The 23,192-nt window shown below is 62.4% G+C and carries 23 protein-coding genes; 7 read left to right on the top strand and 16 right to left on the bottom strand.

All coding sequences use genetic code 11. The features are described from left to right. Nucleotides 1–3: 3 nt before the first annotated feature. From ACIOVD_RS25165 to cbiE, 8 genes are all read right to left on the bottom strand, one after another. Entirely contained in the window at nucleotides 4–405 is a 402-nt protein-coding gene (locus ACIOVD_RS25165) for a DUF2946 domain-containing protein (protein ID WP_256585539.1), read from the bottom strand. A gap of 72 nt (nucleotides 406–477) precedes the next feature. Next, nucleotides 478–957: a copper chaperone PCu(A)C gene (locus ACIOVD_RS25160; protein ID WP_095171161.1), complete on the bottom strand. Its 480-nt coding sequence runs from the start codon at nucleotides 955–957 to the stop codon at nucleotides 478–480. A 61-nt stretch (nucleotides 958–1,018) separates the two neighbouring features. Next, nucleotides 1,019–1,420, bottom strand: coding sequence for a DUF2946 domain-containing protein (locus ACIOVD_RS25155; RefSeq protein ID WP_095171109.1), 402 nt, complete (start codon nucleotides 1,418–1,420; stop codon nucleotides 1,019–1,021). A gap of 96 nt (nucleotides 1,421–1,516) precedes the next feature. Further along, on the bottom strand, nucleotides 1,517–1,807 hold the full coding sequence (locus tag ACIOVD_RS25150) for an addiction module antidote protein (protein WP_095171111.1): 291 nt from the start codon (nucleotides 1,805–1,807) through the stop codon (nucleotides 1,517–1,519). A gap of 3 nt (nucleotides 1,808–1,810) precedes the next feature. Next, nucleotides 1,811–2,113 carry a type II toxin-antitoxin system RelE/ParE family toxin gene (locus tag ACIOVD_RS25145; RefSeq protein WP_401130843.1) on the bottom strand — a complete coding sequence of 101 codons (303 nt, stop codon included), beginning with the start codon at nucleotides 2,111–2,113 and terminating at the stop codon, nucleotides 1,811–1,813. Between the two features lie 203 nt (nucleotides 2,114–2,316). Then, entirely contained in the window at nucleotides 2,317–3,045 is a 729-nt protein-coding gene (locus ACIOVD_RS25140) for a cobalt-precorrin-6A reductase (protein WP_159993517.1), read from the bottom strand. Beyond that, a complete protein-coding gene (locus ACIOVD_RS25135) occupies nucleotides 3,042–4,139 on the bottom strand; it encodes a cobalt-precorrin-5B (C(1))-methyltransferase (RefSeq protein ID WP_401130841.1) in 1,098 nt (365 codons plus the stop codon). Before ACIOVD_RS25135 ends, ACIOVD_RS25140 begins: the two co-directional genes overlap by 4 nt. Then, nucleotides 4,132–5,343 (bottom strand): precorrin-6y C5,15-methyltransferase (decarboxylating) subunit CbiE, encoded by a 1,212-nt coding sequence (gene cbiE / locus ACIOVD_RS25130; RefSeq protein WP_401130839.1) that lies wholly within the window; start codon nucleotides 5,341–5,343, stop codon nucleotides 4,132–4,134. Before cbiE ends, ACIOVD_RS25135 begins: the two co-directional genes overlap by 8 nt. Nucleotides 5,344–5,476: 133 nt before the next feature. Here cbiE and cobG point away from each other — a divergent pair, with 133 nt between their 5' ends. Genes cobG through cobJ form a run of 4 tightly spaced genes read left to right on the top strand, consistent with a single transcriptional unit; the run spans nucleotide 5,477 to nucleotide 9,837 of the window. After that, nucleotides 5,477–6,784, top strand: a complete 1,308-nt coding sequence (gene cobG / locus ACIOVD_RS25125) for a precorrin-3B synthase (protein WP_401130837.1) — start codon at nucleotides 5,477–5,479, stop codon at nucleotides 6,782–6,784. Beyond that, nucleotides 6,777–7,403: a precorrin-8X methylmutase gene (locus tag ACIOVD_RS25120; RefSeq protein WP_095171133.1), complete on the top strand. Its 627-nt coding sequence runs from the start codon at nucleotides 6,777–6,779 to the stop codon at nucleotides 7,401–7,403. Before cobG ends, ACIOVD_RS25120 begins: the two co-directional genes overlap by 8 nt. Next, nucleotides 7,403–8,134: a precorrin-2 C(20)-methyltransferase gene (locus ACIOVD_RS25115; RefSeq protein ID WP_095171163.1), complete on the top strand. Its 732-nt coding sequence runs from the start codon at nucleotides 7,403–7,405 to the stop codon at nucleotides 8,132–8,134. Before ACIOVD_RS25120 ends, ACIOVD_RS25115 begins: the two co-directional genes overlap by 1 nt. Continuing rightward, on the top strand, nucleotides 8,134–9,837 hold the full coding sequence (gene cobJ / locus ACIOVD_RS25110) for a precorrin-3B C(17)-methyltransferase (RefSeq protein WP_401130835.1): 1,704 nt from the start codon (nucleotides 8,134–8,136) through the stop codon (nucleotides 9,835–9,837). Before ACIOVD_RS25115 ends, cobJ begins: the two co-directional genes overlap by 1 nt. A 257-nt stretch (nucleotides 9,838–10,094) precedes the next feature. Here the strand turns inward: cobJ and ACIOVD_RS25105 are convergent, their stop codons facing one another. After that, a complete protein-coding gene (locus tag ACIOVD_RS25105) occupies nucleotides 10,095–10,691 on the bottom strand; it encodes a MarC family protein (RefSeq protein WP_095171137.1) in 597 nt (198 codons plus the stop codon). Nucleotides 10,692–11,096: 405 nt separating this feature from the next. Here ACIOVD_RS25105 and ACIOVD_RS25100 point away from each other — a divergent pair, with 405 nt between their 5' ends. From ACIOVD_RS25100 to ACIOVD_RS25090, 3 genes are read left to right on the top strand one after another with little or no spacing between them, the layout of a single operon-like run. After that, complete coding sequence (locus tag ACIOVD_RS25100; protein ID WP_401130832.1) at nucleotides 11,097–11,726, top strand: hypothetical protein; 630 nt, start codon at nucleotides 11,097–11,099, stop codon at nucleotides 11,724–11,726. Between the two features lie 60 nt (nucleotides 11,727–11,786). Then, nucleotides 11,787–12,482 carry a hypothetical protein gene (locus ACIOVD_RS25095; protein ID WP_143501291.1) on the top strand — a complete coding sequence of 232 codons (696 nt, stop codon included), beginning with the start codon at nucleotides 11,787–11,789 and terminating at the stop codon, nucleotides 12,480–12,482. Further along, nucleotides 12,479–13,111, top strand: coding sequence for a hypothetical protein (locus ACIOVD_RS25090; RefSeq protein WP_401130830.1), 633 nt, complete (start codon nucleotides 12,479–12,481; stop codon nucleotides 13,109–13,111). The genes ACIOVD_RS25095 and ACIOVD_RS25090 overlap by 4 nt, the downstream gene beginning before the upstream one ends. Nucleotides 13,112–13,134: 23 nt before the next feature. Here ACIOVD_RS25090 and ACIOVD_RS25085 read toward each other — a convergent pair whose 3' ends face one another. From ACIOVD_RS25085 to prmA, 7 genes are all read right to left on the bottom strand, one after another. Beyond that, a complete protein-coding gene (locus tag ACIOVD_RS25085) occupies nucleotides 13,135–15,909 on the bottom strand; it encodes a hybrid sensor histidine kinase/response regulator (protein WP_095171142.1) in 2,775 nt (924 codons plus the stop codon). Nucleotides 15,910–16,011: 102 nt separating this feature from the next. Next, on the bottom strand, nucleotides 16,012–17,304 hold the full coding sequence (gene purD, locus ACIOVD_RS25080) for a phosphoribosylamine--glycine ligase (protein WP_401130828.1): 1,293 nt from the start codon (nucleotides 17,302–17,304) through the stop codon (nucleotides 16,012–16,014). Between the two features lie 172 nt (nucleotides 17,305–17,476). Continuing rightward, nucleotides 17,477–19,084, bottom strand: a complete 1,608-nt coding sequence (purH, locus tag ACIOVD_RS25075) for a bifunctional phosphoribosylaminoimidazolecarboxamide formyltransferase/IMP cyclohydrolase (RefSeq protein ID WP_159993535.1) — start codon at nucleotides 19,082–19,084, stop codon at nucleotides 17,477–17,479. 82 nt (nucleotides 19,085–19,166) lie between these two features. Then, complete coding sequence (gene fis / locus ACIOVD_RS25070) at nucleotides 19,167–19,487, bottom strand: DNA-binding transcriptional regulator Fis (RefSeq protein WP_401130826.1); 321 nt, start codon at nucleotides 19,485–19,487, stop codon at nucleotides 19,167–19,169. Next, nucleotides 19,484–20,494, bottom strand: a complete 1,011-nt coding sequence (gene dusB, locus ACIOVD_RS25065) for a tRNA dihydrouridine synthase DusB (protein WP_095171147.1) — start codon at nucleotides 20,492–20,494, stop codon at nucleotides 19,484–19,486. Before dusB ends, fis begins: the two co-directional genes overlap by 4 nt. A gap of 186 nt (nucleotides 20,495–20,680) precedes the next feature. After that, complete coding sequence (locus tag ACIOVD_RS25060; protein WP_095171150.1) at nucleotides 20,681–21,934, bottom strand: DUF3426 domain-containing protein; 1,254 nt, start codon at nucleotides 21,932–21,934, stop codon at nucleotides 20,681–20,683. Between the two features lie 30 nt (nucleotides 21,935–21,964). Next, nucleotides 21,965–22,843 (bottom strand): 50S ribosomal protein L11 methyltransferase, encoded by an 879-nt coding sequence (prmA, locus tag ACIOVD_RS25055; RefSeq protein WP_095171151.1) that lies wholly within the window; start codon nucleotides 22,841–22,843, stop codon nucleotides 21,965–21,967. Between the last annotated feature and the right edge of the window lie 349 nt (nucleotides 22,844–23,192).

Raw genomic sequence — 23,192 nt, 5'->3', positions numbered from 1 at the left:
TGTTTACGCGTTGATGGGTGGGGCGCGGGTGCGGGCGCCGGGGAAGACGGTCAGCCGGGCATGACCCAGGCGAGGTGATGAGCTGATGAAACCTTGCGCCAGAGGCGGGTCGAAAGTCGCCAGGGCCAGGCTACCTGGCAGTGCCGGGCAATTGAAGAGCAGGTTGCAGTAGCCGCACTTTTCCCAGATTGCATGGTGATCGGCCTGGGGCGCGCAGTGTTCGGCAGGCGCTTGGGCCTCATGCTCGGCATGGGCTCCGGGCGCCATGTCCATGCTCATGTCCATCGACATGCTCATGGACATTGGGGCGCGTTGATCCATCGGCATCGACTGAGAAATCAGTGGGCCGATAAAGATCAACAGCATGGCAAACAGACTGACCCAGCTGCCACGCGCGACCGTCAAGCTGGTCTTGCGTGGAGCTGTGCGCCTGCGGCCGGGTGAGCGCTGCGCGTTCACGGGCGGTGGTGCTGCCGGTTACTGGGCGTGCTGGTGCGTGTCGGTGCCAGCGGGCGGTTGTTTCTGCACCGCGACGTCCACGGTGAGGTTGCCGGCCTTCTCGAAATGCAGGGTCAACGGGAAGCGCTTGCCGTCGCTCAGCAGGCTGCGGTCCTTAAGCTCCATGAGCATCACGTGGTAGGCCATTGGCGCGAACGTGATGGTGCCACCGGCGGGAATCTCGACGCTGGGCACCTGCTGCATTTTCATCAGGTCTTTTTGCATCAGGTGTTCGTGCAACTCGGCTTTGCCCGAGATGGGCGAATCCACACTGAGCAGTCGGTCAGCGGTTTTGCCATTGTTGTGAATGACAAAGTAGGCCGCCACGGTTGGGGCATTGGGCGGCAGCTCTTGTGACCAGGGGTGGGCGATGTCCAGCTCACCGGCCTTGTATTCATGGGCATTGGCAAAGCAGGCAGGCAACAGCAATGCGGCGAGCAGCAACGTGTGCTTCACCAGGGATGGTTTTGACATGGCAGTTCTCCGGAACGATTAAAACGCAGGGTAGTTGCGAATCGAATCAGACCAGGGGAGAGGCCCGGGGGTTGAGACTGGGCCATTGCTGGCGCGGTGTCGGCGAGTCGAGGGTCGGCGCCGGCAGGCTGCGATTGGCTTCGAACCGGGCGAAGTACAGCTGCGGCGTATGCCCGGGCAATGCCACCAGGGGCGCTGAACCCGAGCAGCACCAGCAGTGCTGCATGTTGGAGTGTTGCTCGCCGGGCGGGGTTTTCTGTTCAAGGTTACCCAGGGAGATGGCGACCATGCGGGTGCCACTGGACGAGCAGAAACTGCCCCACATCAACTGCTCGGTCGGCGACTGGCCGGACGCTTTGGCCATGGCGCTGGACATCGGCATGGCGAGCATGTTGAACAGCACTGCGAAGCAGGCGATCCAGGCAATTGCTAGCCGTTGTCGGGACATGGTCAGATCCGGTGAAGTGGGAGATCAGGCGGCGTATTTAGCCTGATCGGGGTGGATAAGTAAAAAGCTGTCGTGCGGTGTGGTGTCGCAGTGTCATCAGGCAGCTGTCGCGTGAAGCTTGAGGCCCAAGGCCTTCATCACCTTCATGATAGTCGCGAATTCCGGATTGCCAGTGCTGCCGAGTGCCTTGTACAGGCTTTCACGGCCCAACCCGGTGTCGCGGGCGATCTGTGTCATGCCTTTGGCGCGCGCAATGTCATTGAGCGCGCATCGGATCAACACACCGTCGCCTGCATCCTCTTCAAAGCAGGCGTCCAGGTAAGCCGCCATTTCCTCAGGTGTCTTGAGGTATTGGGCGACGTCGAAACGGCTAAATTGTTCAGCCATGGCTTACTCCTCGCTACCGATGTTTCGCGCCATCGACTGCGCGCGCTTGATGTCGCGTTTTTGCGTCGACTTGTCCCCTCCCGCCAGCAACAGGTAAACCACTTGGTGTTTGCGGGTGAAGTACATTCGATAGCCAGGCCCGTAGTGGACACGCATTTCATAAACAGCCTCGCCCACAGGTTCACAATCACCGAAGTTGCCATGTTCCGCAGCTCGAAGCCTCGCCAGCAGGCGAGCCTTGCCGATGGTGTCCTTGATTGAGCCAAGCCAGTCGGAAAATAGGTCTGACTGTTCGAAGTCGATCATGGCTGATCGTATTCCTTGGGATACAGGTTGGCAAGCAGCACTTTCTCCAGGACGAACGGCGGGTGCCCAGTAGTCTTGGGTCGTGTGCTCGAAGTATTGAGGTGTTTACGAAGAGTTGACGCAATGTAGAGCAGGCGTGTCGGGTTACACCAGACAGCGCTTTCTGGTTGTCTTGCCTGCTTTTTCTTGCTTGCCGTTGGTGGTCAGGAACCGTCTGACAACGACAGTGCCTTCAATACCTGCTCCACAGTGACAAATTCCCGATCCGCCGCTGGCAACACTGGACGCTTGAGAATCAGCACCGGCACCCCACGCTCGCGGGCTACTTCGAGTTTCGGTTCGGTGGCGCTGCTGCCGCTGTTCTTGCTGATCAGGACGTCGATCTGCCGACGCTGGAACAGCGCGCGTTCGTCTTCGAGGTGGAATGGTCCGCGGGCCCCGAGCACTTCGCAGCGCGGGTTGCCGGGGTAAACCTCGAGCGCGCGCAAGGTCCAGAACTGCCCGGCAGGGATTTCGTCCAGGTGTTGTAGCGGCTCGCGGCCCAAGGTGAACAGCGGGCGTTGGAACGGCTTGAGGGCTGCACTCAGTTCGGCCCAGTCGCTGACTTCGCGCCAGTCATCGCCGGCTTGCGCCTGCCACGCTGGCCGGCGCAGCGCCCAGCATGGGATAGCGCTGAGTCGCGCGGCAGTGACGGCGTTCTGGCTGATCTGTGCGGCGTAGGGGTGGGTGGCGTCGAGCAGCAGGTCGATGCCTTGTTCCTGGATGAAACGGGCCAGGCCTTCGGCTCCGCCATAACCGCCGACGCGCACCTGGCACGTCAGGTCGCTGGGTACCCGGCCGACACCGGCCAGGCTGTAGATGTGCTGCGCGCCAAGCGTGCGAGCGATCGCCAGGGCTTCGGTGATACCGCCGAGCAACAACAGCCGTTTCATGGCAAGACTCCCGCTTGACCGACAATGCCGCCCTGGCGGTCGATGGCAAATACTTCGACCTGGACCTGGGCCGGCACCACGCTGCGGGCGAACGCCAGGGCGTGCTGGCACACCGCGTCACCCAGGGCGATGCCGGCGGCGCTGGCCATCGCCAGGGCCTGCTGACTGGTGTTGGCTTGGCGAATCTGCTGCTGCAGTGCGGCGTCGGCGCCCACCGCAGCGGCCCATTCGGCCAGTTGCACAAGGTCGATGCTCGAATGTCGACTGTGCAGGTCCATGTGGCCGGCGGCGAGCTTGCTGATCTTGCCGAAGCCACCACACAGGCTGAGTTTATCCACAGGCACTTTGCGCAGGTGCTTGAGCACCGCACCGACAAAATCGCCCATTTCGATCAGGGCGATTTCCGGCAGGTTATAGACCCGGCGCATGGTGTCTTCGCTGGCGTTGCCGGTGCAGGCGGCGATGTGCAGGTAGCCGTTGGTCTTGGCGACGTCGATGCCCTGGTGGATCGAGGCGATGTACGCCGCGCAGGAAAACGGCCGGACGATGCCGCTGGTGCCGAGAATCGACAGGCCACCGAGAATGCCCAGGCGCGGGTTCATGGTCTTCAGCGCCAGGGCTTCACCGTCCTGGACGTTGACCGTCACCGCAAAACCGCCGGTATAACCGAGCTCCAGGGCCAGGGCGCCGAGGTGGTCGCTGATCATCTTGCGCGGCACCGGATTGATCGCCGGCTCGCCGACGCCCAGCACCAGGCCTGGGCGTGTCACGGTGCCGACGCCAAGCCCGGCACTGAAGCGAATGCCGGGCTCGGCGGTCAGGCGCACCTGGCTGTAGAGCAAGGCACCGTGGGTCACGTCCGGGTCGTCGCCGGCATCCTTGATCGTGCCAGCCTCGGCGCCGTCAGCCAGGAGCCGGCAGAACTCCAGGCGCATCTGCACCTGCTTGCCCTTGGGCAGGACGATCTGCACCGCATCACTGCTGCCGCCGCCCAGCAGCAAGCGCGCCGCCGCGAGGCTGGTGGCGGTGGCGCAACTGCCGGTGGTCAGGCCGCTGCGCAGGGGGGCGGGTTGTTCGCCGGTTTCGTCACGCATCGAGGGGTTTGACCAGATCCAGCAAGGTAATCGGCAGCGCCTGGCGCCAGGTGTCGAACTCGCCCAATGGCTGGGCCTGGGCGATGTGCAGCCGGGTCAGTTCGCCGCCGTGCCGCTCACGCCAGGCCAGCAAGGTCATTTCGCTTTGCAGGGTGACGGCGTTGGCAACCAGTCGGCCGCCGGGTTTGAGTTGCGCCCAGCACGTTTCGAGCACGCCGGCACGAGTCACGCCGCCGCCAATGAATATCGCGTCCGGGCGTTCGAGTCCGGCCAGCGCTTGTGGTGCGCTGCCGCGAATCAGCTGCAGGCCGGGGACGCCGAGGGTGTCGCGGTTGCGCTCGATCAGTAGCTGGCGGCCTGGGTCCGCCTCGATGGCCAAGGCGCGGCAACTGGGGTGGGCGCGCATCCATTCGATACCGATCGAGCCTGAGCCTGCGCCGACATCCCACAACAATTCACCGGGTATCGGCGCCAGGTGGGCCAGGGTCACGGCCCGCACGTCGCGCTTGGTCAATTGACCGTCGTGGGCGAAGGCCGAGTCCGGCAGGCCGGCCAGACGCGACAGGCGCGCAGCAGTCGGTTCGGCGATGCACTCGATGGCCAGCACATTGAGGTCGGCGACCGCGGGATCGTCCCATTCGCTGGCAAGGCCGTCGATCCGCCGCTCCTGCTCGCCGCCCAGGTGTTCCAGCACGCTGATCCGGCTCGGGCCGAAGCCCCGTTCACGCAGCAGCGCGGCCAATGCAGCCGGGCTGTGCCGGTCGTTGCTCAGCACCAACAGGCGTACCCCGCTGAACAATTGGCCGTTGAGCGCGGTCAGTGGTCGGGCCACCAGCGACAGGCAGACCGCCTCTTGCAGTGGCCAGCCGAGGCGGGCGGCTGCCAGGGAGCAGGACGACGGCGCGGGCAGGATCAGCATCTCTTCGCTGGGCACCTGACGCGCCAGGCTGGCGCCGACGCCGAAAAACATCGGGTCACCACTGGCCAACACACAGACCGGTGCGCCGCGTTGCGCCAGGAGCGGCTCCAGGGAGAACGGGCTTGGCCACAGTTGGCGCTCGCCACGGATGCACACCGGCAGCAGATCTAGTTGGCGCTGGCCGCCGATAATCCGTGCGGCCCCCAGCAATGCACGCCGGGCCTGCTTGCCCAGTCCCTTGAAGCCGTCTTCTCCGATGCCTACGACTGTCAGCCAGGGGGCCATCTATATTCCTCAAACATGAAGGTTCCGACGGGCAGGCTTTTCATGCCGTCGGACAAAGCAGGCATAATACCGCGCCTTCGCCCGCGAAGTGCTTCTACCTCTTGAGTCGGTCGCCCCCTTGAACGAACGTCCGTTGCATCCTGCCTTACGCCCCTCGGCCTGTCCGGGGTTGCTGCGTATCGTCCAGGCGCTGGATGGCGGGATCTGCCGGATCAAGTTGAGCGGCGGCTCGATCAGTGCCGCCCAGGCCCTCGCGGTAGCCACGGCTGCCGAGGAATTTGCCGGCGGGGTGATCGAGGCGACCAACCGCGCCAATTTGCAGATTCGCGGCATTACCGGCGAGCACTCGCGGCTGATCGAGCGCCTGCTGGCGGCCGGACTCGGTCCGCGCTCGGCGGCGGGTGACGATGTACGCAACCTGATGCTTAGTCCGGCCGCCGGCATCGACCGCGCCATGGTGCTGGATACCCGGGCGCTGGCGGCGCAGATCCTCGCGACCCTGGAGAGCAATCCGGGCCTGCATGACCTGTCCGCCAAGTTCGCCGTGCAACTGGATGGCGGCGAGTCGCTGGCCATGCTCGAGCACCCCCATGACCTGTGGTTGAGTGCGTTCGAGCGCAAGGGTGAGCCCTGGTTGGCCTTTGGCCTGGCCGGTTGCCCGACGGACACCGCCGCGGGTGCCGTGCGGCTCGACGACGGCCACTGCCTGGTGGTGGCGGTGCTGGAGCTGTTTCTCGCATTGGCGCGGCCGGAGCAGACTCGCATGCGCCACTTGCTGGCCGAGCGTTCCTTGGACTCGCTGCTGGTGCTGCTCGGTGAACGGCTGCCGCTGCAGCGACTCGATACCTGGCAGCGCACGCCGGCACCGTCGGGGCGGCACCTGGGTACTTATCCACAGCGTCAGCCGGGCCTGGTCCATGTAGGGGCCGTGCCGCCGTTGGGACGGCTGACCTCAGCCATGCTCCAAGGCGCGGCGCTACTGTGTGCGCAATACGGTGATGCCAGTCTGCGCCTGACACCCTGGCAGAGTCTGTTGCTGCCCAGCATCCGCGAGCAGGACGCGCCCGCCCTCAGCCAACAGTTGCAAGCGCTGGGGTTCCTGTTGAGCGCCGATCAGGCCCTGGCCCACGTGCTGGCCTGCACCGGTTCCACCGGTTGTGCCAAGGGCCTGGCCGACACCAAGCGCGACGGCCAGCGCCTGGCCGCACTGCGCCAATCAGCTGGCGCGCCAGTGCAGGTGCACTTATCCGGTTGCCCGCGTTCCTGCGCCGCCGCCCATACGGCGCCCGTGACCTTGCTGGCGGTCAGCCCCGGTCACTACGACCTCTATTTTCGCGATGCGGGGCAGGCCGGTTTCGGCGCCCTGCAAGCACGTAACCTCACTATTGAAGCGGCGGGTGCACTGCTTGATGCCCGCCCACGGAGCCCCCTTGATGCTTGATTACATCCGCGACGGTCAGGAGATCTATCGCAACTCCTTCGCGATCATTCGCGCCGAGGCGAACCTGGACCGTATTCCGGCCGATCTGGAAAAACTCGCGGTGCGGGTGATCCACGCCTGCGGCATGGTCGAGGCCATCGATGGCCTGCAGTTTTCCGCCGGGGCGGGCAAGGCCGGGCGTGATGCGCTGGCGGCCGGTGCACCGATTCTGTGTGACGCGCGGATGGTCTCCGAGGGCGTGACCCGGGCCCGCTTGCCAGCCAACAACCCAGTGATCTGCACTCTGCGCGACGACAGCGTGGCCGAGTTGGCGCGCGAACTGGGCAACACCCGTTCCGCTGCGGCGCTGGAGTTGTGGCGTCCGCACCTGGAAGGCAGCGTGGTGGTGATCGGCAACGCCCCGACCGCGTTGTTCTACCTGCTGGAAATGCTCGACGCCGGCGCACCCAAGCCGGCGCTGATTCTCGGCTTCCCGGTGGGGTTTGTCGGCGCCGCCGAATCCAAGGCCATGCTCGCGGCGGACAGCCGAGGCGTGCCCTTCGTGATCATGCAAGGCCGGCTGGGCGGTAGCGCCATGGCCGCCGCCGCGGTCAATGCCCTCGCCACGGAGATTGAATGATGCAGCAACCTGGACGCTTGATCGGCCTGGGCGTGGGCCCCGGTGACCCGGAACTGATTACCGTCAAGGCCCTGCGCCTGCTGCGCGAGTCGCCCGTGGTGGCGTACTTCGTGGCCAAGGGCAAGAAAGGCAATGCCTTCGGCATCATCGAAGCCCACCTGCAAGAGGCGCAGAACCTGTTGCCGCTGGTGTACCCGGTGACCACCGAAGCGTTACCAGCACCGCTGTCCTACGAAGAAATCATCAGTGATTTCTACGACGGCGCTGCCCAGGCGGTGGCCGCGCACCTGGACGCCGGCCGCGACGTGGCGGTGATCTGCGAAGGCGATCCGTTCTTCTACGGCTCTTACATGTACCTGCACGACCGTCTGGCCACGCGCTATGAAGCCGAAGTGGTGCCAGGTGTGTGCTCGATGCTCGGTGGCGCTTCGGTGCTTGGCGCGCCGTTGGTGTATCGCAACCAGAGCCTGTCGGTGCTGTCCGGCGTGCTGCCCCACGAAGACCTCAAGCGCCGCCTGGCCGATGCGGACGCGGCGGTGATCATGAAGCTTGGCCGTAACTTCCCGAAAGTGCGCCAAGTGCTCGAGGAGCTGGGACTGGCCGAGCGAGCGCTGTATGTCGAGCGGGCGACCATGGCCAATCAGAAGATTGTGCCGCTGGATCAGGTCGAGCCGATGTCCTCGCCGTACTTCTCGCTGATTATCGTTCCTGGCGAAAGGTGGCAAGGCTGATGACCCATTCCACGCCAGCCATTGTCATTCTCGGCCAGGGTAGCCTGGCCACTGCGCGTCGCCTGCAACAGGTGTATCCCACCGCCTTGATCCACGGTCTCGGTGGGCGGGTAGAAGGCGCAGACCGGGTGTATCGGGAGTTCGGCGCGACCCTGCGCGAACTCTATCAACAGGGCACGCCGATCATTGCCCTATGTGCGGCCGGTATCGTGATCCGCACCCTGGCACCGTTGCTGCTGGAGAAAGGTGTCGAGCCGCCGGTGCTGGCGGTGGCGGAAGACGGCAGCGCAGTAGTGCCGCTGCTGGGTGGTCTCGGCGGGGTGAATGGCATGGCCCGGGAGATTGCCGCGGCATTCGAGGTGGCGCCAGCGATCACCACCAGCGGTGAGCTGCGCTTCGGCACTTGCTTGCTCAATCCACCCAGCGGATATGCGTTGGGTGATCTGGAGGCGGGTAAACGTTTTGTCTCCGATCTGCTGGCCGGTCACTCCGTGCGCGTCGAAGGTGCCGCGCCCTGGCTGGCGCAAGCCCAACTGCCGGAGGATCCGCAGGCCCAGCATTCGATCCACGTCGGCAGTGCCGAGCGTGTGGCGACGGTCAACGAGTTGTTGATCTATCCGCGCAGCGTCGCGGTGATCGTGGCGAGCGCCGCAGAGGATCTGCCAGAGCGGATTCGCGCGGCCTTGCAGGAGGCGCAACTCGCGCTGCCGGCCCTGGCCTGCCTAGTGGCGCCGCAGGCACAGATGGCCTGCCCGGTGTTGCGTGAAGCCGCGCTGGCGTTAGCCGTACCGCTGCGTTTTGTCGCCTCGGCGATCGACCTTGAAACCCTGGCGCGCAGCGCCGTGCCAGAGGGGCGTCTGATCGCCAGCGCCCAGGAGCTGATGATTGCCGTGGCCGAACAGCCGCTGCAGGTGAATCTTATCGGCCGTCCCCGTGGGCGTCTGGCGGTGATTGGCCTCGGCCCGGGCGCCGCCGAACTGATGGTGCCAGCGGTGAAAGCCGAACTGGCGCGAGCCACCGATGTGCTCGGTTATGAAACCTACGTACGCATGGCCGGACCGTTTCGTCAGGACCAGGTGCAGCACTGCACCGACAACCGCGAAGAGATGCAACGGGCCCGGCACGCCTTTGAACTGGCCGCCCAGGGGCGTTCGGTGATCGTGGTGTCGTCCGGTGATCCGGGAGTGTTCGCCATGGCGGCGGCGGTGCTTGAGGCGCTGCACGAGTCGGATGACCCGGCGTGGCATAACGTCGAACTGCAGATCCTGCCCGGTGTCTCTGCTTCGCTGGCCACCGCCGCCCAGGCCGGAGCACCGCTGGGGCATGACTTCTGCGTGATGTCGCTGTCCGACAACCTGAAACCCTGGTCGATCATCGAGAAGCGCCTGGACCTGGCCGCCGAGGCCGATCTGGCGCTGGCGTTCTACAACCCGATTTCCCGCTCGCGCCCCTGGCAGTTGGGGCGCGCGCTGGAGATTGTCGCCCAGCATCGCGCACCTGCAACGCCGGTAGTCCTGGGCCGGGATATCGGCCGTCCCGGCCAGACCCTGCGCATCACCACCCTCGGTGCGCTGACCCCTGATCAAGTCGACATGCGCACTATGGTGCTGGTCGGTTCTTCCACGACCTGCACTTTTCCACGTAGCGACGGCGGTGAGTGGGTCTATACGCCACGTTGGTATGGTGAAAAGCCTGGCACTTGAATAATAACGCCCCTTCTTAGGGGCGTTATTGTTTTACCCCTGTTAACGGATTTGTGAAGTTTGTATTGGGGGCAGATAACCGTGGCCGTATAACGCTGAATAAATCACAGCTTGAAGTCATTCTCTCGGTCTGCTGTTTCGCGGTGCCGAAGCGCTCGATGCGGCGTCAAGGCATGGACTGGAACTGGCCATGGAGTTTTCTGGCGAGCGTGTCTCGCTGTCACCGGCAGAGCTGATGGCGGGGCTTGAGCCGGGCCTCAGGGCACCAGGTAACCCTTGACCCCGGTAAAGATGATCTGCGCCGCCAGTGCACAGACAAACAGCCCCATCAGGCGGCTGACGATCTGCAAACCCTGGTCACCGAGAATCCGCTCGATGCGATTGGAAAGGTACAGCACCACGCCCACAGTGAGACTGGCCAGGGCAATACTCATGATCGCGGTGAGTTTATCGTCCCAGTGCGGTTGGCCGACGCCCATCACCAGCAAGGCACCGATGGTGCCGGGACCGACGGTCAGCGGGATGGTCAGCGGGACGATGGTCACATCCTGCTGCACGTTGTCGGTCTGCACCGCGGATTTGCCTTGGGCCATGCCCAATGCCGAGATGAACAGTACGCTGCCGGCGCCGATGCGAAAGGCGTCTACGGTGATGCCGAACACGTTGAAAATCACCCGGCCGAACAGGTACAGCAAAATGCTGGAAATCAGGGTCGCGAGGGCGACCTTCCACGCCAGGCGCCGACGCTCCTTGTTGGAATAGCCGCGGGTCAGGCTGATGAAGCACGACAGCACGAAGAACGGGCTATAGAGCACCAACATTTTCAGGTAAACGCTGAATAGCACGTGGAGCATGGTTTTGGCTCGCGGCGGGAGAGTGTTGGGGGAGTCTATCAGTCGGTCTATGGGTTGTGGGAGATGGCTGGGAGATCAATGATTATTTTGTCGGTACGTAGTTAGTTGTTTTGTTTAGGTAGTTCAATACTTGGGTGGCAGTTATTATTGGAAAGTTACAGGTTGCTGTTTGTGATTTTCCTTGTTCCTGTTTATGGTCGCTCTGCAGTCGCATGAAGAGGCTGGAATTATAATCAAGGAGCTGGTCATGAATGTTGTTGATGGTGTGTATGGAATGACTGCCGTCGGATGTGTTGAACGTATCAGGAATTATGAGATGGCGGACTCCTCGACTCTACGCTCCCGCAGTTTTGCTTTGCCGGAAGTTGAGGCGCCGGAAAAGCTGCTGTTGTCGGGGAGGGTGTTTTGTCTTTTACCGGTAATCTCGCTGGGCAAAATATCGACGATGTCATGCACGCGTTTCTTTTTGCAACGCTGGCGTCGAACAAAGCATTTCCGCGCGAGGAGCAGGGTAAGGAGTGGTACTACCATTTTGTCCAGGTCATGACCGATGCCGGTTGGCTGCCCACCCAGAAGTTTTATAACGACATCAATATCGGGGGTAACTCGGTGCGCATGGATGAATTGGTCCTGGAGATCCTTGGGGCTGTCGTGGCCGGGATTGCCTTGCCGGGTTCTACCTCCGCACTGATGCTGAAATTGGCAAGTTCCGCCATCAACGCACTGAAAAAGCGCGAAACCGCGCTGACCCTGTATGAGCGCAACATGCTTGAAAATGGCGTAGGCGGTACCGCGGCCGGAACCTGTACGGAAATCAATGGTGAAGTGACACTGGCCTTGGGGACCGTGCGGTTTATTCGCAAGAATACTTCGACCCAGGTTCTGTTTTCCGACTGGGATTCTCGCGATGTGAAGCTGTATCGCGGTGAGTCGGTATTCAGGAAAGTACCGGCTATTGTCGAGGTGACCCGCGAGGTCATTCTAGAGAAGTTAGGTATCAACGCAAAAACCAAGATCTCCAACTACCAAATTTAACGGAATAAAAATAAAAGGGGAGCCATGCAGTGGCTGCCCTTTTAGTTTTGGGGGTTTGCTATGGAACAGCATTACATGGTGTATGCAGTAAGGGATGCGGTTGTTGCATTGCCCGGAGCCAATGGCCTGGCCACGTGTTCTGATGTCGTCAAATCGTGCCTGTTGGCCCAACTGGTGGCTAATAAAAAAATGCAGATGAAGGCGGCTGTCGATTGGTACGACGCCTATCTGCAGGTGGTCGATGATTTTTGGATACGCTCGCTCAAGGCGCAGCAGCATTTTTCCCTGGGACCCCAGAGTGGCAGTTCCCCCTTGGAGTGGGCAGCCGGGATGATGACCAATTGCAAAGATCGTTCGGGGCAGGCTTTTGCCGCTTTCCTGCCCCATATAGCGCACTTGAACAGCTCCGTTGCAGCCATTGGCGAGCTGCCTGGAAACGCCAGTCCAGCCCTGCAGGACGTGCGTCTGTTGGCGATCCTGGCGCTGACGCCAACCTCGATCATCAGCCTGTATATCGTCTTCCAGACTCGCCAGGTGCTGAGCGCAAACCCCTGGTCGCAGGCATTTTGCGTTGAGGAGGTGGTGGGCCCTGTATGCATTCGCCAGGCGCGGGCGAATCTTTCCGAACTCCTTTATGCACGGGCTCGTGAGGCTGTTGACCTGAAACTCAGGGATAAACTGAGCGACAACCTTGCGAAGCTGGGTGAAATCACCGATGTCACCTGTAAACCCTTCACGGTGGAGGGCCGCTCATGATCGATACCACTGCACAGGCCGCCGTGGTGGGTGGCAGCCTGATCGCCTTTGCCGGTGATCTACCGGAGTCCCATCGGGAAGACATTTACCTCAGTACCCTGTACGCGCAAAGGGCGACCCGCGCGGCAGTTGCCGATGGCCTGGAAGGCGACTGGTTTGAGTATTACCGCAACACGCTCAAGTTCATCGGCTGGGATGTGCCACGGCCGGAGGGGTTGCTGCTCACGTCCACCGACTCGATGGGCCATCAGGTCATTCAGCAGATTTCCAGGCGCCTGGGTGAGGCTTTTTCCAGTCCTATCAGTCGTGCAATGGCAGCCCTGGAGCAGAACCAGGCGGCGCTCGATTTGTTCGAGTCCAGCAGCCTGACACAGCAGGCCGGGGTCTTTCAGATGATTCCCTGCATCGCCAACGGCCCGAACAAGATCGACCTGGGTCTCTACCACCGACAGTTCAGGCTGTATCGAAGCGCTCCGCAGTTTCTATTCGCGCAAGAACAGGTGCGAGAGAGCAGGGAGCAGATGGCGTTGCTGACCTTCAATACGCTTTACTACGCGCAGTTTCGCGAGAAAGTTAAAAAAGCGGTCCTGGAGCAATCACTCACGTCCATCCGCGGGCTGTCGATTTGACTGGGACGCAGCGAGGGGATTGATCAGACGGGCGATGTGTTGCGATTGTGCTGATCGCGCTGGACCACCCAGTACTCGACCAGCTCACGCAGTTGCGACAGCTCCACCGGCTTGGCCATGTGCCCGTCCATGCCGGCCTGGCGTGCGCGGTCCTTGTGTTCGGCGAGGATGTGCGCGGTCAGTGCTACCACTGGGGTCCGAGTGCGTTGGTTGCCGACTTCCCAGGCGCGTAATTGCTGGGTGGCGGAAAAACCGTCGAGGATCGGCATTTCGCAATCCATCAACACCAGGTCATAACGCTGGGCCTTCATCGCCTTCAAGGCTTCTTCGCCGTTGCTGGCGGTGTCCGGTTGCAGGTTGAGTTTGCCCAGCATGCCGCGAATCACTTTGGTCGAGATGCTGTTGTCTTCGGCGACCAGGATGCGGAAGTCGCTGGGCACACTGACCTCCAGGGGTTGGTTGCCGGGCAGAGACGGGGAGACGGCCTGGCCTTTGTTGCGTTGGGTCAACTCGTCGGCCAGGGTGGTCTTGAGCGTATAACCGGCCACGGGCTTGGCCAGGATGCGCTTGATCCCGGCATTACGCGCGATGATCTTGCTCGGGGCGTTGCTGATACCGGTGAGCATGATCAGCAGGATGTCGTGATTCAGGCTCGGGTCTTCCTTGATCTTGGCGGCCAGTTGCATGCCGGTCATGCCGGGCATGTTCTGGTCCAGCAGGACCACGTCGAAATAATCGCGCAGGTGCGCCTTGGTACGCAGCAAGGCCAGGGCTTCCTTGCCGGAAGGCACGGCACTGACATTCAGGCCCCAGGCCGTGCATTGCTGCACCAGGACCTTGCGGCAGGTGTCGTTGTCGTCCACCACCAGCACCCGTGCGCCTTGCAGCGGGCTGTCGAGGTCGGATGTCGGGTGTTCGAGACGGTCCGGGTCCAGGGGCAAGGTCAGCCACAGTGTATTGCCCTGATTACTGCCGCACTTGATGCCGAACTCGCCGTGCATCAACAGGATCAACTGGCGGGCAATCACCAGGCCCAGGTTGCCGCCCAGGGGTGTCGCGGAGAGGAAGTTCTTGCTGTGCAGTTCTGCGTGCATCAAGGCTTCACGTTCTTGCGCCTCCATGGGCAGCCCGCTGTCCTGCACGGCGATGCGCAGGCGCGGTTTGCTGCTGCGTTCATCGAGGGCGACAACGATCAGGATCTCGCCTTCCTCGGTTTTTTTCAGCGCGTTTTCCAGCAGGCTCAGCAGGGTCTGGCGCAGGCGTGTCGGGTCGCCGCTGATCACGCGTGGCACCTGGGGCTGGATGAAGCTGATGAGCTCGACGTTCTGCTGTTCGGCCTTGGCGCGGAAGATGCTCAGGCAGTCGTCGACCAGGGCATTGAGGTCGAACTGCACGTCATCCAGTTCGATTTGCCCGGACTCCAGCTTGGAGATGTCGAGGATCTCGTTGATCAGCGTCAGCAGTTCGTTGCCGGCGCTGTGGATGGTCTGCACGTAGTCGCGCTGCTTGACTGACAGTGGCGTGCCCAGCAGTAGTTCGGTCATGCCCAGTACGCCATTCATCGGGGTGCGAATTTCATGGCTGATCTTCGCCAGGAACTCGGCCTTGGCGTTGATTTCGGCATTGCTGGCGGCCAGGTCGCGGCTGATGCTGAAGCGGTTCTCGATGATGCTGCGCTGGCGCTCGGTCAGCGAAATCCCCATCAGCAGGCCGCTCAGTCCGATAAAGGCCAACAAGGCGGTGATCAGGCTTTGTGGGGCGACCACTGTCAGGCCCAGCAGCGCCGGCAAGATGATCAGCGTGCCGAGGTTGAACACCACCATCGCGATGACGAAGAAGCGGGCCGGTCGGTAGCCCTGCTGCCAGTGGTAGGCGCTGACCAGGAGCATGCTCAGGCCGGCCAGCGCGACCAGTGCATAGGTCATCAGGTTCAGCGGCAAGGTCTCGACGAACAGCAACAACAGGCTGCACAGGACAATGAACAGGATATCGCCCATCAGCAGCTTGTTCAGCGGGTGCGGGCCCAGCGGGGTAAAGAACCGATAGGTGAACATCAGCCCGCACGGCGCCGTCAGTAGCAGGGCCAGGTAGGCGTCGGGGGTTTGCAGGGCATGCCAGTCGGGTAGCCATGGGCCGGCCAGGTTCAACAGCAGCAGCATGCCTAGCATCAGCAGGCCTTCACACGCCGCGAGCCACAGGCAGGTTTGCGAGCGGGTGAAGGCATAGCGCGTGAGGTTGTGCAGGATCAGCATGGCGATGCAACCGAACAACAGGCCGTAGATCAGCGTCTGGGTCTGGTTGGCGGCGGACATGACCGCTGATTGCAGGGTGATGTAGGGCCGCAACTGGTGTTCGGACACCAAGCGTAGATATACGTCGAGTGGCTGCTGGACCTGCGGCAGCGGCACCATGAAGTCGGTGCTGGGCAGCGGGCGGGTACTCAGTGCCTGGTCGTTGCCACTGTGGGTCTGCTCGATCAGCGTGTCGCCGTCCAGCACATAGAGGTCCAGGTGCACCAGGTCGGGGGCGAAGATGCGCAGCAGTTGTTCGTGTTTGCCAGGATTGAGCCGAAAGCGCAGCCACAGCGCGCCATCAGGGTCGGCGGCGGTGATCTGGTCCAGCTCAATCGGGCTGAATTGATTGGTGTAGCGGGCCGAGCGGATGTCGGTCAGTTGCAGGCTGCCGTGTTCGTCGAGCAATACCGCCCAGCCACTGCCTTGCGTGGCCTGGGCCGGGAGCATGCAGAGCAGGGTCAGTAGGGTGACGGTCAAGCCAATGGCAATCCTGAGCCAGCGCACGGCGGAATCCCTTCTTAGGTTGATGCCAGATTACAACTATGCGCGGGCCTGGAACAGGGCGGCAAGGACCAGCGGCCCTTGCCTGGCCGAACGGCTGGCTTATTACTGGTTTTCGCCACGCTCGCGGGCAATGGCGCGGTAGCCAATGTCCTTGCGATAGAAGCAGCCGGTCCAATTGATCTTGGCAGCCAGTTGGTAGGCTTGCTGCTGGGCGGCATCGACGCTGGCGCCCATCGCCGTGGCGCAGAGCACCCGGCCACCGGCAGTCACGACGTTACCGTCCTTGAGCGTAGTGCCGGCGTGGAAGACTTTACCTTCCAGTGCGGCGGCTGCATCCAGGCCCTGGATCACATCACCCTTGGCGTAGTCAGCCGGATAGCCACCCGCAGCCAGGACGATGCCGACGCTTGGGCGTGGATCCCACTGGGCTTCGACCTTGTCCAGCGCTTGGGCCAGTGCCGCTTCGACCAGCAGGACCAGGCTCGACTGCAGGCGCAGCATCACCGGTTGGGTCTCAGGGTCGCCGAAACGGCAGTTGAATTCGATGACCTTCGGATTACCGGCCTTGTCGATCATCAGGCCTGCATACAGGAAGCCGGTGTAGACGTTGCCTTCGGCCGCCATGCCCTTCACGGTTGGCCAGATCACCAGGTCCATGACCCGCTGATGCACTTCGCTGGTGACCACTGGCGCCGGGGAGTAGGCTCCCATGCCGCCGGTGTTCGGACCGGTGTCGCCATCGCCCACACGCTTGTGGTCCTGGCTGGTGGCCATCGGCAGGACGTTCTTGCCGTCGACCATGACGATGAAGCTGGCTTCTTCGCCGTCGAGGAACTCTTCGATCACCACGCGCGAACCGGCGTCACCGAAGGCATTGCCGGCGAGCATGTCGCGCACCGCGTCTTCGGCTTCCTGCAGGGTCATGGCGACGATCACGCCTTTACCGGCAGCCAGGCCGTCGGCCTTGATCACGATCGGCGCACCTTTTTCACGCAAGTAAGCCAGGGCTGGCTCGATCTCGGTGAAGTTCTGGTAATCGGCAGTCGGGATCTTGTGGCGCGCCAGGAAGTCCTTGGTGAAGGCCTTGGAGCCTTCCAGCTGGGCCGCGCCGGCGGTTGGGCCGAAGCAATCCAGGCCGCGGGAGCGGAACAGGTCAACCACGCCAGCCACCAGCGGGACTTCCGGGCCGACGATGGTCAGGGCGACGTTCTGCTCGGCAAAGTCTGCCAGTTGTTCAAGGGCCAGGACGTCGATCGCGACGTTTTCGCACTTGGCTTCAATGGCGGTACCGGCGTTGCCGGGTGCCACGAAAACCTTCTGCACACGCGGATCCTGAGCCACTTTCCAGGCCAGGGCGTGTTCACGGCCACCGCTGCCAATGATCAAAACATTCAAAGAGAGACTCCTTCGGAGAGAGCTGCTAGCTAAAAGCTGCAAGCAAGAGCGAATGTGTGGCTCTCAATTGCAGCTTATGGCTCTGAATTAATAAGGCTGCATCTGCAAGAAAGAGCGACACATATCTGCTCTTTCTTGCAGCTTGCAGCTTGAGACTTGTAGCTGCCGTATTTCAGTGACGGAAGTGGCGCATGCCGGTGAAGACCATCGCGATGCCGGCTTCATCGGCCGCTGCGATCACTTCTGCATCACGCATCGAGCCACCTGGCTGGATCACCGCCGTCACGCCGGCCTTGGCTGCGTTGTCCAGGCCGTCGCGGAACGGGAAGAACGCGTCGGAAGCCATCACCGAACCGACTACCTGCAAGCCGGCGTGTTCAGCCTTGATCGCAGCGATACGGGCCGAGTTCACACGGCTCATCTGGCCAGCGCCGACCCCGATGGTCTGGCGGTTCTTGGCGTAGACGATGGCGTTGGACTTGACGTACTTGGCCACTTTCCAGGCGAAGATCAGGTCGTTGATCTCGTGTTCGGTCGGTGCGCGCTGGGTCACGACTTTCAAGTCGTCGGCGCCGATCATGCCGATGTCGCGGCTCTGTACCAGCAGGCCGCCGTTGACGCGCTTGTAGTCCCAGGCAGCGGCACGCTCAGCCGACCACTCGCCGCAGGCCAGCAGGCGCACATTGGCCTTGGCCGCAACGATGGCGCGGGCCTCGGCGCTGACGCTCGGGGCGATGATTACTTCGACGAACTGACGCTCGACGATGGCCTTGGCGGTTTCAGCGTCCAGTTCGCGGTTGAACGCGATGATGCCGCCGAAGGCCGATTCGGTGTCGGTGGCGTAGGCCAGCTCGTAGGCCTGGCGAATACCGCCTTCGGCGTCTGGGCTGACCGCTACGCCGCACGGGTTGGCGTGCTTGACGATCACGCAGGCTGGCTTGACGAAGCTCTTCACGCACTCCAGCGCGGCGTCGGTATCGGCCACGTTGTTGTACGACAGTTCCTTGCCCTGCAGTTGGGTCGCAGTGGCGATCCCGACTTCGGCAGGCGTCGCTTCTACGTAGAACGCCGCGCTCTGGTGCGGGTTCTCGCCGTAACGCATTTCCTGGGCCTTGACGAACTGGCTGTTGAAGGTGCGCGGGAATTCGCTGCGACCTTCGGTGCTGAGGGTGTCAGCCGCCTGATTCACGGTGCCCATGTAGTTGGCGATCATGCCGTCGTAGGCGGCGGTGTGTTCAAACGCCTTGAGCATCAGGTCGAAACGCTGGGCGTAGGTCAGGCCGCCGGCCTTGAGGTTTTCCAGGACGCTGGCGTAATCGCTGGCATTCACCACGATCGCTACGTCTTTGTGGTTTTTGGCTGCCGAACGGACCATGGTCGGGCCGCCGATGTCGATGTTCTCGATCGCGGTCGGCAGGTCGCAGCCCGGCTTGTTGATGGTGGCTTGGAACGGGTACAGGTTGACCGCCACCAGATCGATCGGCTTGATGCCGTGCTCGTTCATGATCGCGTCGTCGATACCGCGACGACCGAGGATCCCGCCGTGGATTTTCGGGTGCAGGGTCTTCACCCGACCGTCCATCATCTCGGCAAAACCGGTGTAATCCGCGACTTCCACAGCGGCTACGCCATTGTCCTGCAGCAGCTTGAACGTCCCACCGGTGGAGAGGATCTCAACCCCAAGGGCTTCAAGCTCCTTGGCGAATTCGAGGATCCCGGTCTTGTCGGAAACGCTGATCAAGGCGCGGCGGATCGGCAGGCGGGTAGTCTGGTCGGTCATCTCAATTTCCATCAAAAGCAAAGGAAGTCAGCAAAAAAGGCGACCGGTTTTACGCGGGCGCCTTTCTGGTTTGATTAAATGCTTACAGCAAATCGTACTGCTTGAGTTTCTTGCGCAGGGTGCCGCGGTTCAGTCCCAGCAGCTCACTGGCCTTGGTCTGGTTACCCTTGACGTAGTTCATCACGCTTTCGAGCAGGGGAGCCTCGACTTCGGAGAGCACCAGGTTGTACACATCCGTGACGGCAGCGCCCTCAAGGTGGGCGAAATAATTGTGCAGCGCCTTCTCGACTCTCACGCGAAGGGTCTGGCCTTCTTCGCTCGGCGTATTGAGGTGCTGTTTCAAATTCACGTTGTCGCTCACGGGTGTTGTTCCACTCACTAAAGTCTCGGTCATCATCGTCATGCGGCCACCCCTTCTCCGTCCCCTGTCAGGCTCTTATAACGCTCGGCAAAAAACTCCCGGACGTTGGCGCATTGTGTTTCCGTTCCATCCAAACGATTGAAGTGGGCGCGAAATTCCCTGGCGCCCGGCAAGGTTGCGAGATACCAGCCGACATGCTTGCGCGCAATGCGTACGCCCATGACGTCTCCATAAAAAGCATGGAGTGCGGCCAGATGCTCAAGCAGAATACGTTCCACTTCGCTCAGCTGCGGAGCCGGCAGTTTTTCGCCGGTACGCAGGAAATGCTCGATCTCACGAAAAATCCATGGCCGCCCCTGGGCAGCCCGGCCTATCAGCAGGCCATCGGCACCGGTCGCGTCAAGCACGTGCCGGGCCTTCTCGGGCGAGTCGATGTCGCCATTGGCGAACACCGGAATCGACACCGCCTGCTTGATCGCGGCAATGGTGTCGTACTCGGCGTCCCCGGTGTACAGGTCGGCACGGGTGCGCCCGTGCACCGCCAGCGCCGTGATCCCGGCCTGCTCGGCGATCTTCGCCACGGTCAGGCCGTTCTTGTTTGCCCGGTCCCAGCCGGTGCGGATCTTCAAGGTGACCGGCACATCAACCGCGGCCACCACGGCCTGCAGGATCTCAGTCACCAGTGCTTCATCTTTCAACAGGGCGGACCCGGCGGCCTTGTTGCAGACCTTCTTTGCCGGACAGCCCATGTTGATATCAATAATCTGTGCGCCCAGCTCGACGTTGGCCCGGGCCGCGTCCGCTAGCATCTGTGCATCACCACCGGCGATCTGTACCGAGCGAGGCTCGGGATCACCTTCGTGGACCATGCGCAGGCGCGACTTGCGGGTGTTCCACAAGCTCATGTCGCTGGTTACCATTTCCGAGACTACTAACCCTGCGCCCAATCGCTTGCACAGCTGACGAAAGGGCTGGTCGGTGACGCCCGCCATCGGGGCGAGAATCAAGCCGTTGTGCAATGTATATGGGCCGATGCGTACCGCCGACATAGGACTTCCCTGTTGTGGGGTCGGATCATGAGAGTTCGAAAAAGGGTTGGCATGATACCCGCTCTCGATGACTGGTTAAAGGCTGAATTGGATAAAATCTGAACAGTTACTTTGTTATTGCCAGTAGTTTGGTGCGCCTCGCCAGCCGTCAGAAAGCCACCGTCAAAGGCAGGACACTGAACCGATTCACTCGGGCGAGTGAAAGCTGAGGCTGTAATTCACGGCCTTGGAGCCGGGGTCGAGGATGTCCAGGGCGATGTGGATCGGCGTTTGTGGCGGCATCTCCGCCAGGCCGGCAAGGTCGCCATTGAGGTATTCCCCCGGCTTGAATCGCCGACTGGCGATCAGGTGGCCGTTGAGGTCGGCAAACCGTAACTCCAGCAGCGGGAACGGCTGGGAGAACGGCGCACGGTTATAGATGATGGCGTCCACCACCAGGGCGCCGCTGAAGTCCGGGTGGCTGCGCACCACCAGGTTACTGCTCTTGATTTTGGCGATGTCGACCTTGGACGGCACATTGCAGCCAATCTGTGGGCACAGCTGCTGGAACCAGGGGCGGTACTGGTCCTGGCGGGCCAGTTCGTCGAAGTGGTAGGCGATGTACTGGCCGGCCAGGGCGCCGCCCGCCAGCAGCACCATCAAGCCCCAGAACAGGCGTCGGCCCCAGGGTGAGCGGCGCTTTTGCCAGTCCAGTTGCAACGGGTCGTCGACCAGGTCCTGCAGCACTTCATCATGGCGGGCGGACTCGTTGCGCGGGCGTTTCTTGCGCGGCGGTTCGATAACCTGGGGCTGATCTTCCAGCTCGTCGTCATCGGTGGCGGACAGCCGTTCGTGGCGCAGGTCCTGCCTGGCGTCCTCGTCCACAGGCTCAAGGCGCAGTTGCGGAGCCTCGGGTTCGTCGTCATCAAGATCGACCAGCGACAGCGAAGGCTCGGTGCGTGAGGAGGTGTGGGGTTCGTCGAGATCGTCGATCGAGCCGTTGCCTGTTGCCGGGCTGCCGTCGTTGGTCAAGGCGCGTTCGGCTGCAGACTCGCTGAACAGGCTGTCGGACCAGGGTTCTTCGCTTTCGCCGCTGTCGCGCCGGGCACTGAGCGAGTCTTCCCGAGGCTTGCGCTCCTGGCCGAACTCCTTGGTCGGCTGGATTTCCCGCTGCTCCAGCCGGGCCAGTTCCTCGTCGAGGTCGAGGTGGTCCAGGTCAAGCTCGGCGGCGGTCCACTGCTTCTGGCTGATCGCTCGTTGCTCGGGAGCAGGTATGGCCGGCGGCGGGGTAAGCGGGGTTGCTTGCTGACCCTGGCGTTGCTCGAGCAACTGGCGGGCGGCGTTGAACACTTGCAGGCACGAGCCGCAACGAACCACCCCGCGAGCCACGCTCAATTGAGTGTGGCTGACGCGAAAACTGGTCTGACAGTGCGGGCATTGAGTGACGAAGCTGTCGGTCATGCGGCCATCCGGAGTCTGCAAGCGCTCATTCTAGCGCCGACGGCCGGTAATACGCACCCAGCCGTCGCGATTGGCGATCGGGTCGAGATCAAAGTCCTGGGCATAAGCACCAGCGACCTCGTCACCTTGCTCGGCAAGGATCCCCGACAGCGCCAGGCGTCCGCCGGACTTGACCAGGCTGGACAGTTGCGGCGCCAGTGAAACCAGGGGGCCGGCCAGAATGTTGGCGACCAGCACATCGGCCTGCACCGGTGGCAGATCTTGTGGCAGGTACAGTGGGAACAGCTCTTCGGCAATGTTGTTGCGCCCGGCGTTGTCGCGCGATGCTTCCAGCGCTTGCACGTCGATATCGGTGCCGACCGCTTGTTTCGCGCCGAGCAGCAGGGCGGCAATGGCCAGGATCCCCGAGCCGCAGCCGAAGTCCAGCACGTTGCAATCTTGCAGGTCCTGGCCGTCGAGCCACTCCAGGCACAGCGCGGTGGTCGGGTGAGTACCGGTGCCAAACGCCAGGCCCGGATCCAACAGCAGGTTTACCGCGTCGGGCTCAGGGGCGGCGTGCCAGCTTGGCACGATCCACAGGCGCTGGCCGAACTGCATCGGCTGGAAGCCATCCATCCAGCTGCGTTCCCAGTCCTGGTCTTCGATCACTTCGCTGTGATGCTCGGGCAGCGGGCCGCCGGTCAGCAGCTCAAGGTGAGCCAGCACCGGGCCAGGCTCGGTGCCACCTTCAAACAGGGCCAGCAGGTGAGTGTGCGACCACAGCGGGGTGGTGTTCAGTTCCGGCTCGAAGATCGGCTGATCTTCGGCGTCCATGAAGGTCACCGAGACGGCGCCCACTTCAAGGAAAGCGTCTTCGTAGGTTTCGGCTTGTTCTGGGCTGATGGCGAGACGGACTTGCAGCCAAGGCATGGCGGGCACCTTTGAAAAATATTGATTGCAGCCTAGCGGTCTGCGAGAAGCCCGCAAGTTTACGCGAGCGCGAAGGTTTTGTGGGAGTGGGCTGTGAGCTGGGGCGAGGGAGCTTGCTTGCGTGGCGGCCTCTGGGCTGACCGGGGTGTTGGATTGGGCCGAGGACATATCCATTTCTGCGGTAACGGCCTCCTATGGTTCCGCCTGACGGCGGCTCACTTTTGGACAGCGCAAAAGTAAGCAAAACGCTCTTTCCCCACCACTCGGCACCTCGCTTGGGCTCGGTGTTCCCTCACTCCGGCTTGAATCCGTGGGCCGCCGCCACGCGCCATCCATGGCGCGGGGCGGC

Origin of the sequence: Pseudomonas sp. NPDC087626 (assembly GCF_044743405.1) — a bacterium.
Lineage (GTDB): Bacteria > Pseudomonadota > Gammaproteobacteria > Pseudomonadales > Pseudomonadaceae > Aquipseudomonas.
The sequence above is the reverse complement of the archived record's forward strand: the minus strand, read 5'-3'. Positions and strand labels throughout refer to the sequence as shown.

Coding starts and splice junctions, on each gene's coding strand:
- cobJ (WP_401130835.1), top strand. CDS start 8,134: ATGACCCATTCCACGCCAGCCATTGTCATTCTCGGCCAGGGTAGCCTG.
- ACIOVD_RS25150 (WP_095171111.1), bottom strand. CDS start 1,807: ATGGCTGAACAATTTAGCCGTTTCGACGTCGCCCAATACCTCAAGACA.
- ACIOVD_RS25115 (WP_095171163.1), top strand. CDS start 7,403: ATGCAGCAACCTGGACGCTTGATCGGCCTGGGCGTGGGCCCCGGTGAC.
- ACIOVD_RS25095 (WP_143501291.1), top strand. CDS start 11,787: ATGGAACAGCATTACATGGTGTATGCAGTAAGGGATGCGGTTGTTGCA.
- cbiE (WP_401130839.1), bottom strand. CDS start 5,343: ATGGCCCCCTGGCTGACAGTCGTAGGCATCGGAGAAGACGGCTTCAAG.
- ACIOVD_RS25140 (WP_159993517.1), bottom strand. CDS start 3,045: ATGAAACGGCTGTTGTTGCTCGGCGGTATCACCGAAGCCCTGGCGATC.
- ACIOVD_RS25090 (WP_401130830.1), top strand. CDS start 12,479: ATGATCGATACCACTGCACAGGCCGCCGTGGTGGGTGGCAGCCTGATC.
- fis (WP_401130826.1), bottom strand. CDS start 19,487: ATGACGATGATGACCGAGACTTTAGTGAGTGGAACAACACCCGTGAGC.
- ACIOVD_RS25120 (WP_095171133.1), top strand. CDS start 6,777: ATGCTTGATTACATCCGCGACGGTCAGGAGATCTATCGCAACTCCTTC.
- ACIOVD_RS25145 (WP_401130843.1), bottom strand. CDS start 2,113: ATGATCGACTTCGAACAGTCAGACCTATTTTCCGACTGGCTTGGCTCA.
- ACIOVD_RS25060 (WP_095171150.1), bottom strand. CDS start 21,934: ATGACCGACAGCTTCGTCACTCAATGCCCGCACTGTCAGACCAGTTTT.
- ACIOVD_RS25105 (WP_095171137.1), bottom strand. CDS start 10,691: ATGCTCCACGTGCTATTCAGCGTTTACCTGAAAATGTTGGTGCTCTAT.
- purH (WP_159993535.1), bottom strand. CDS start 19,084: ATGACCGACCAGACTACCCGCCTGCCGATCCGCCGCGCCTTGATCAGC.
- ACIOVD_RS25135 (WP_401130841.1), bottom strand. CDS start 4,139: ATGCGTGACGAAACCGGCGAACAACCCGCCCCCCTGCGCAGCGGCCTG.
- dusB (WP_095171147.1), bottom strand. CDS start 20,494: ATGTCGGCGGTACGCATCGGCCCATATACATTGCACAACGGCTTGATT.
- prmA (WP_095171151.1), bottom strand. CDS start 22,843: ATGCCTTGGCTGCAAGTCCGTCTCGCCATCAGCCCAGAACAAGCCGAA.
- ACIOVD_RS25155 (WP_095171109.1), bottom strand. CDS start 1,420: ATGTCCCGACAACGGCTAGCAATTGCCTGGATCGCCTGCTTCGCAGTG.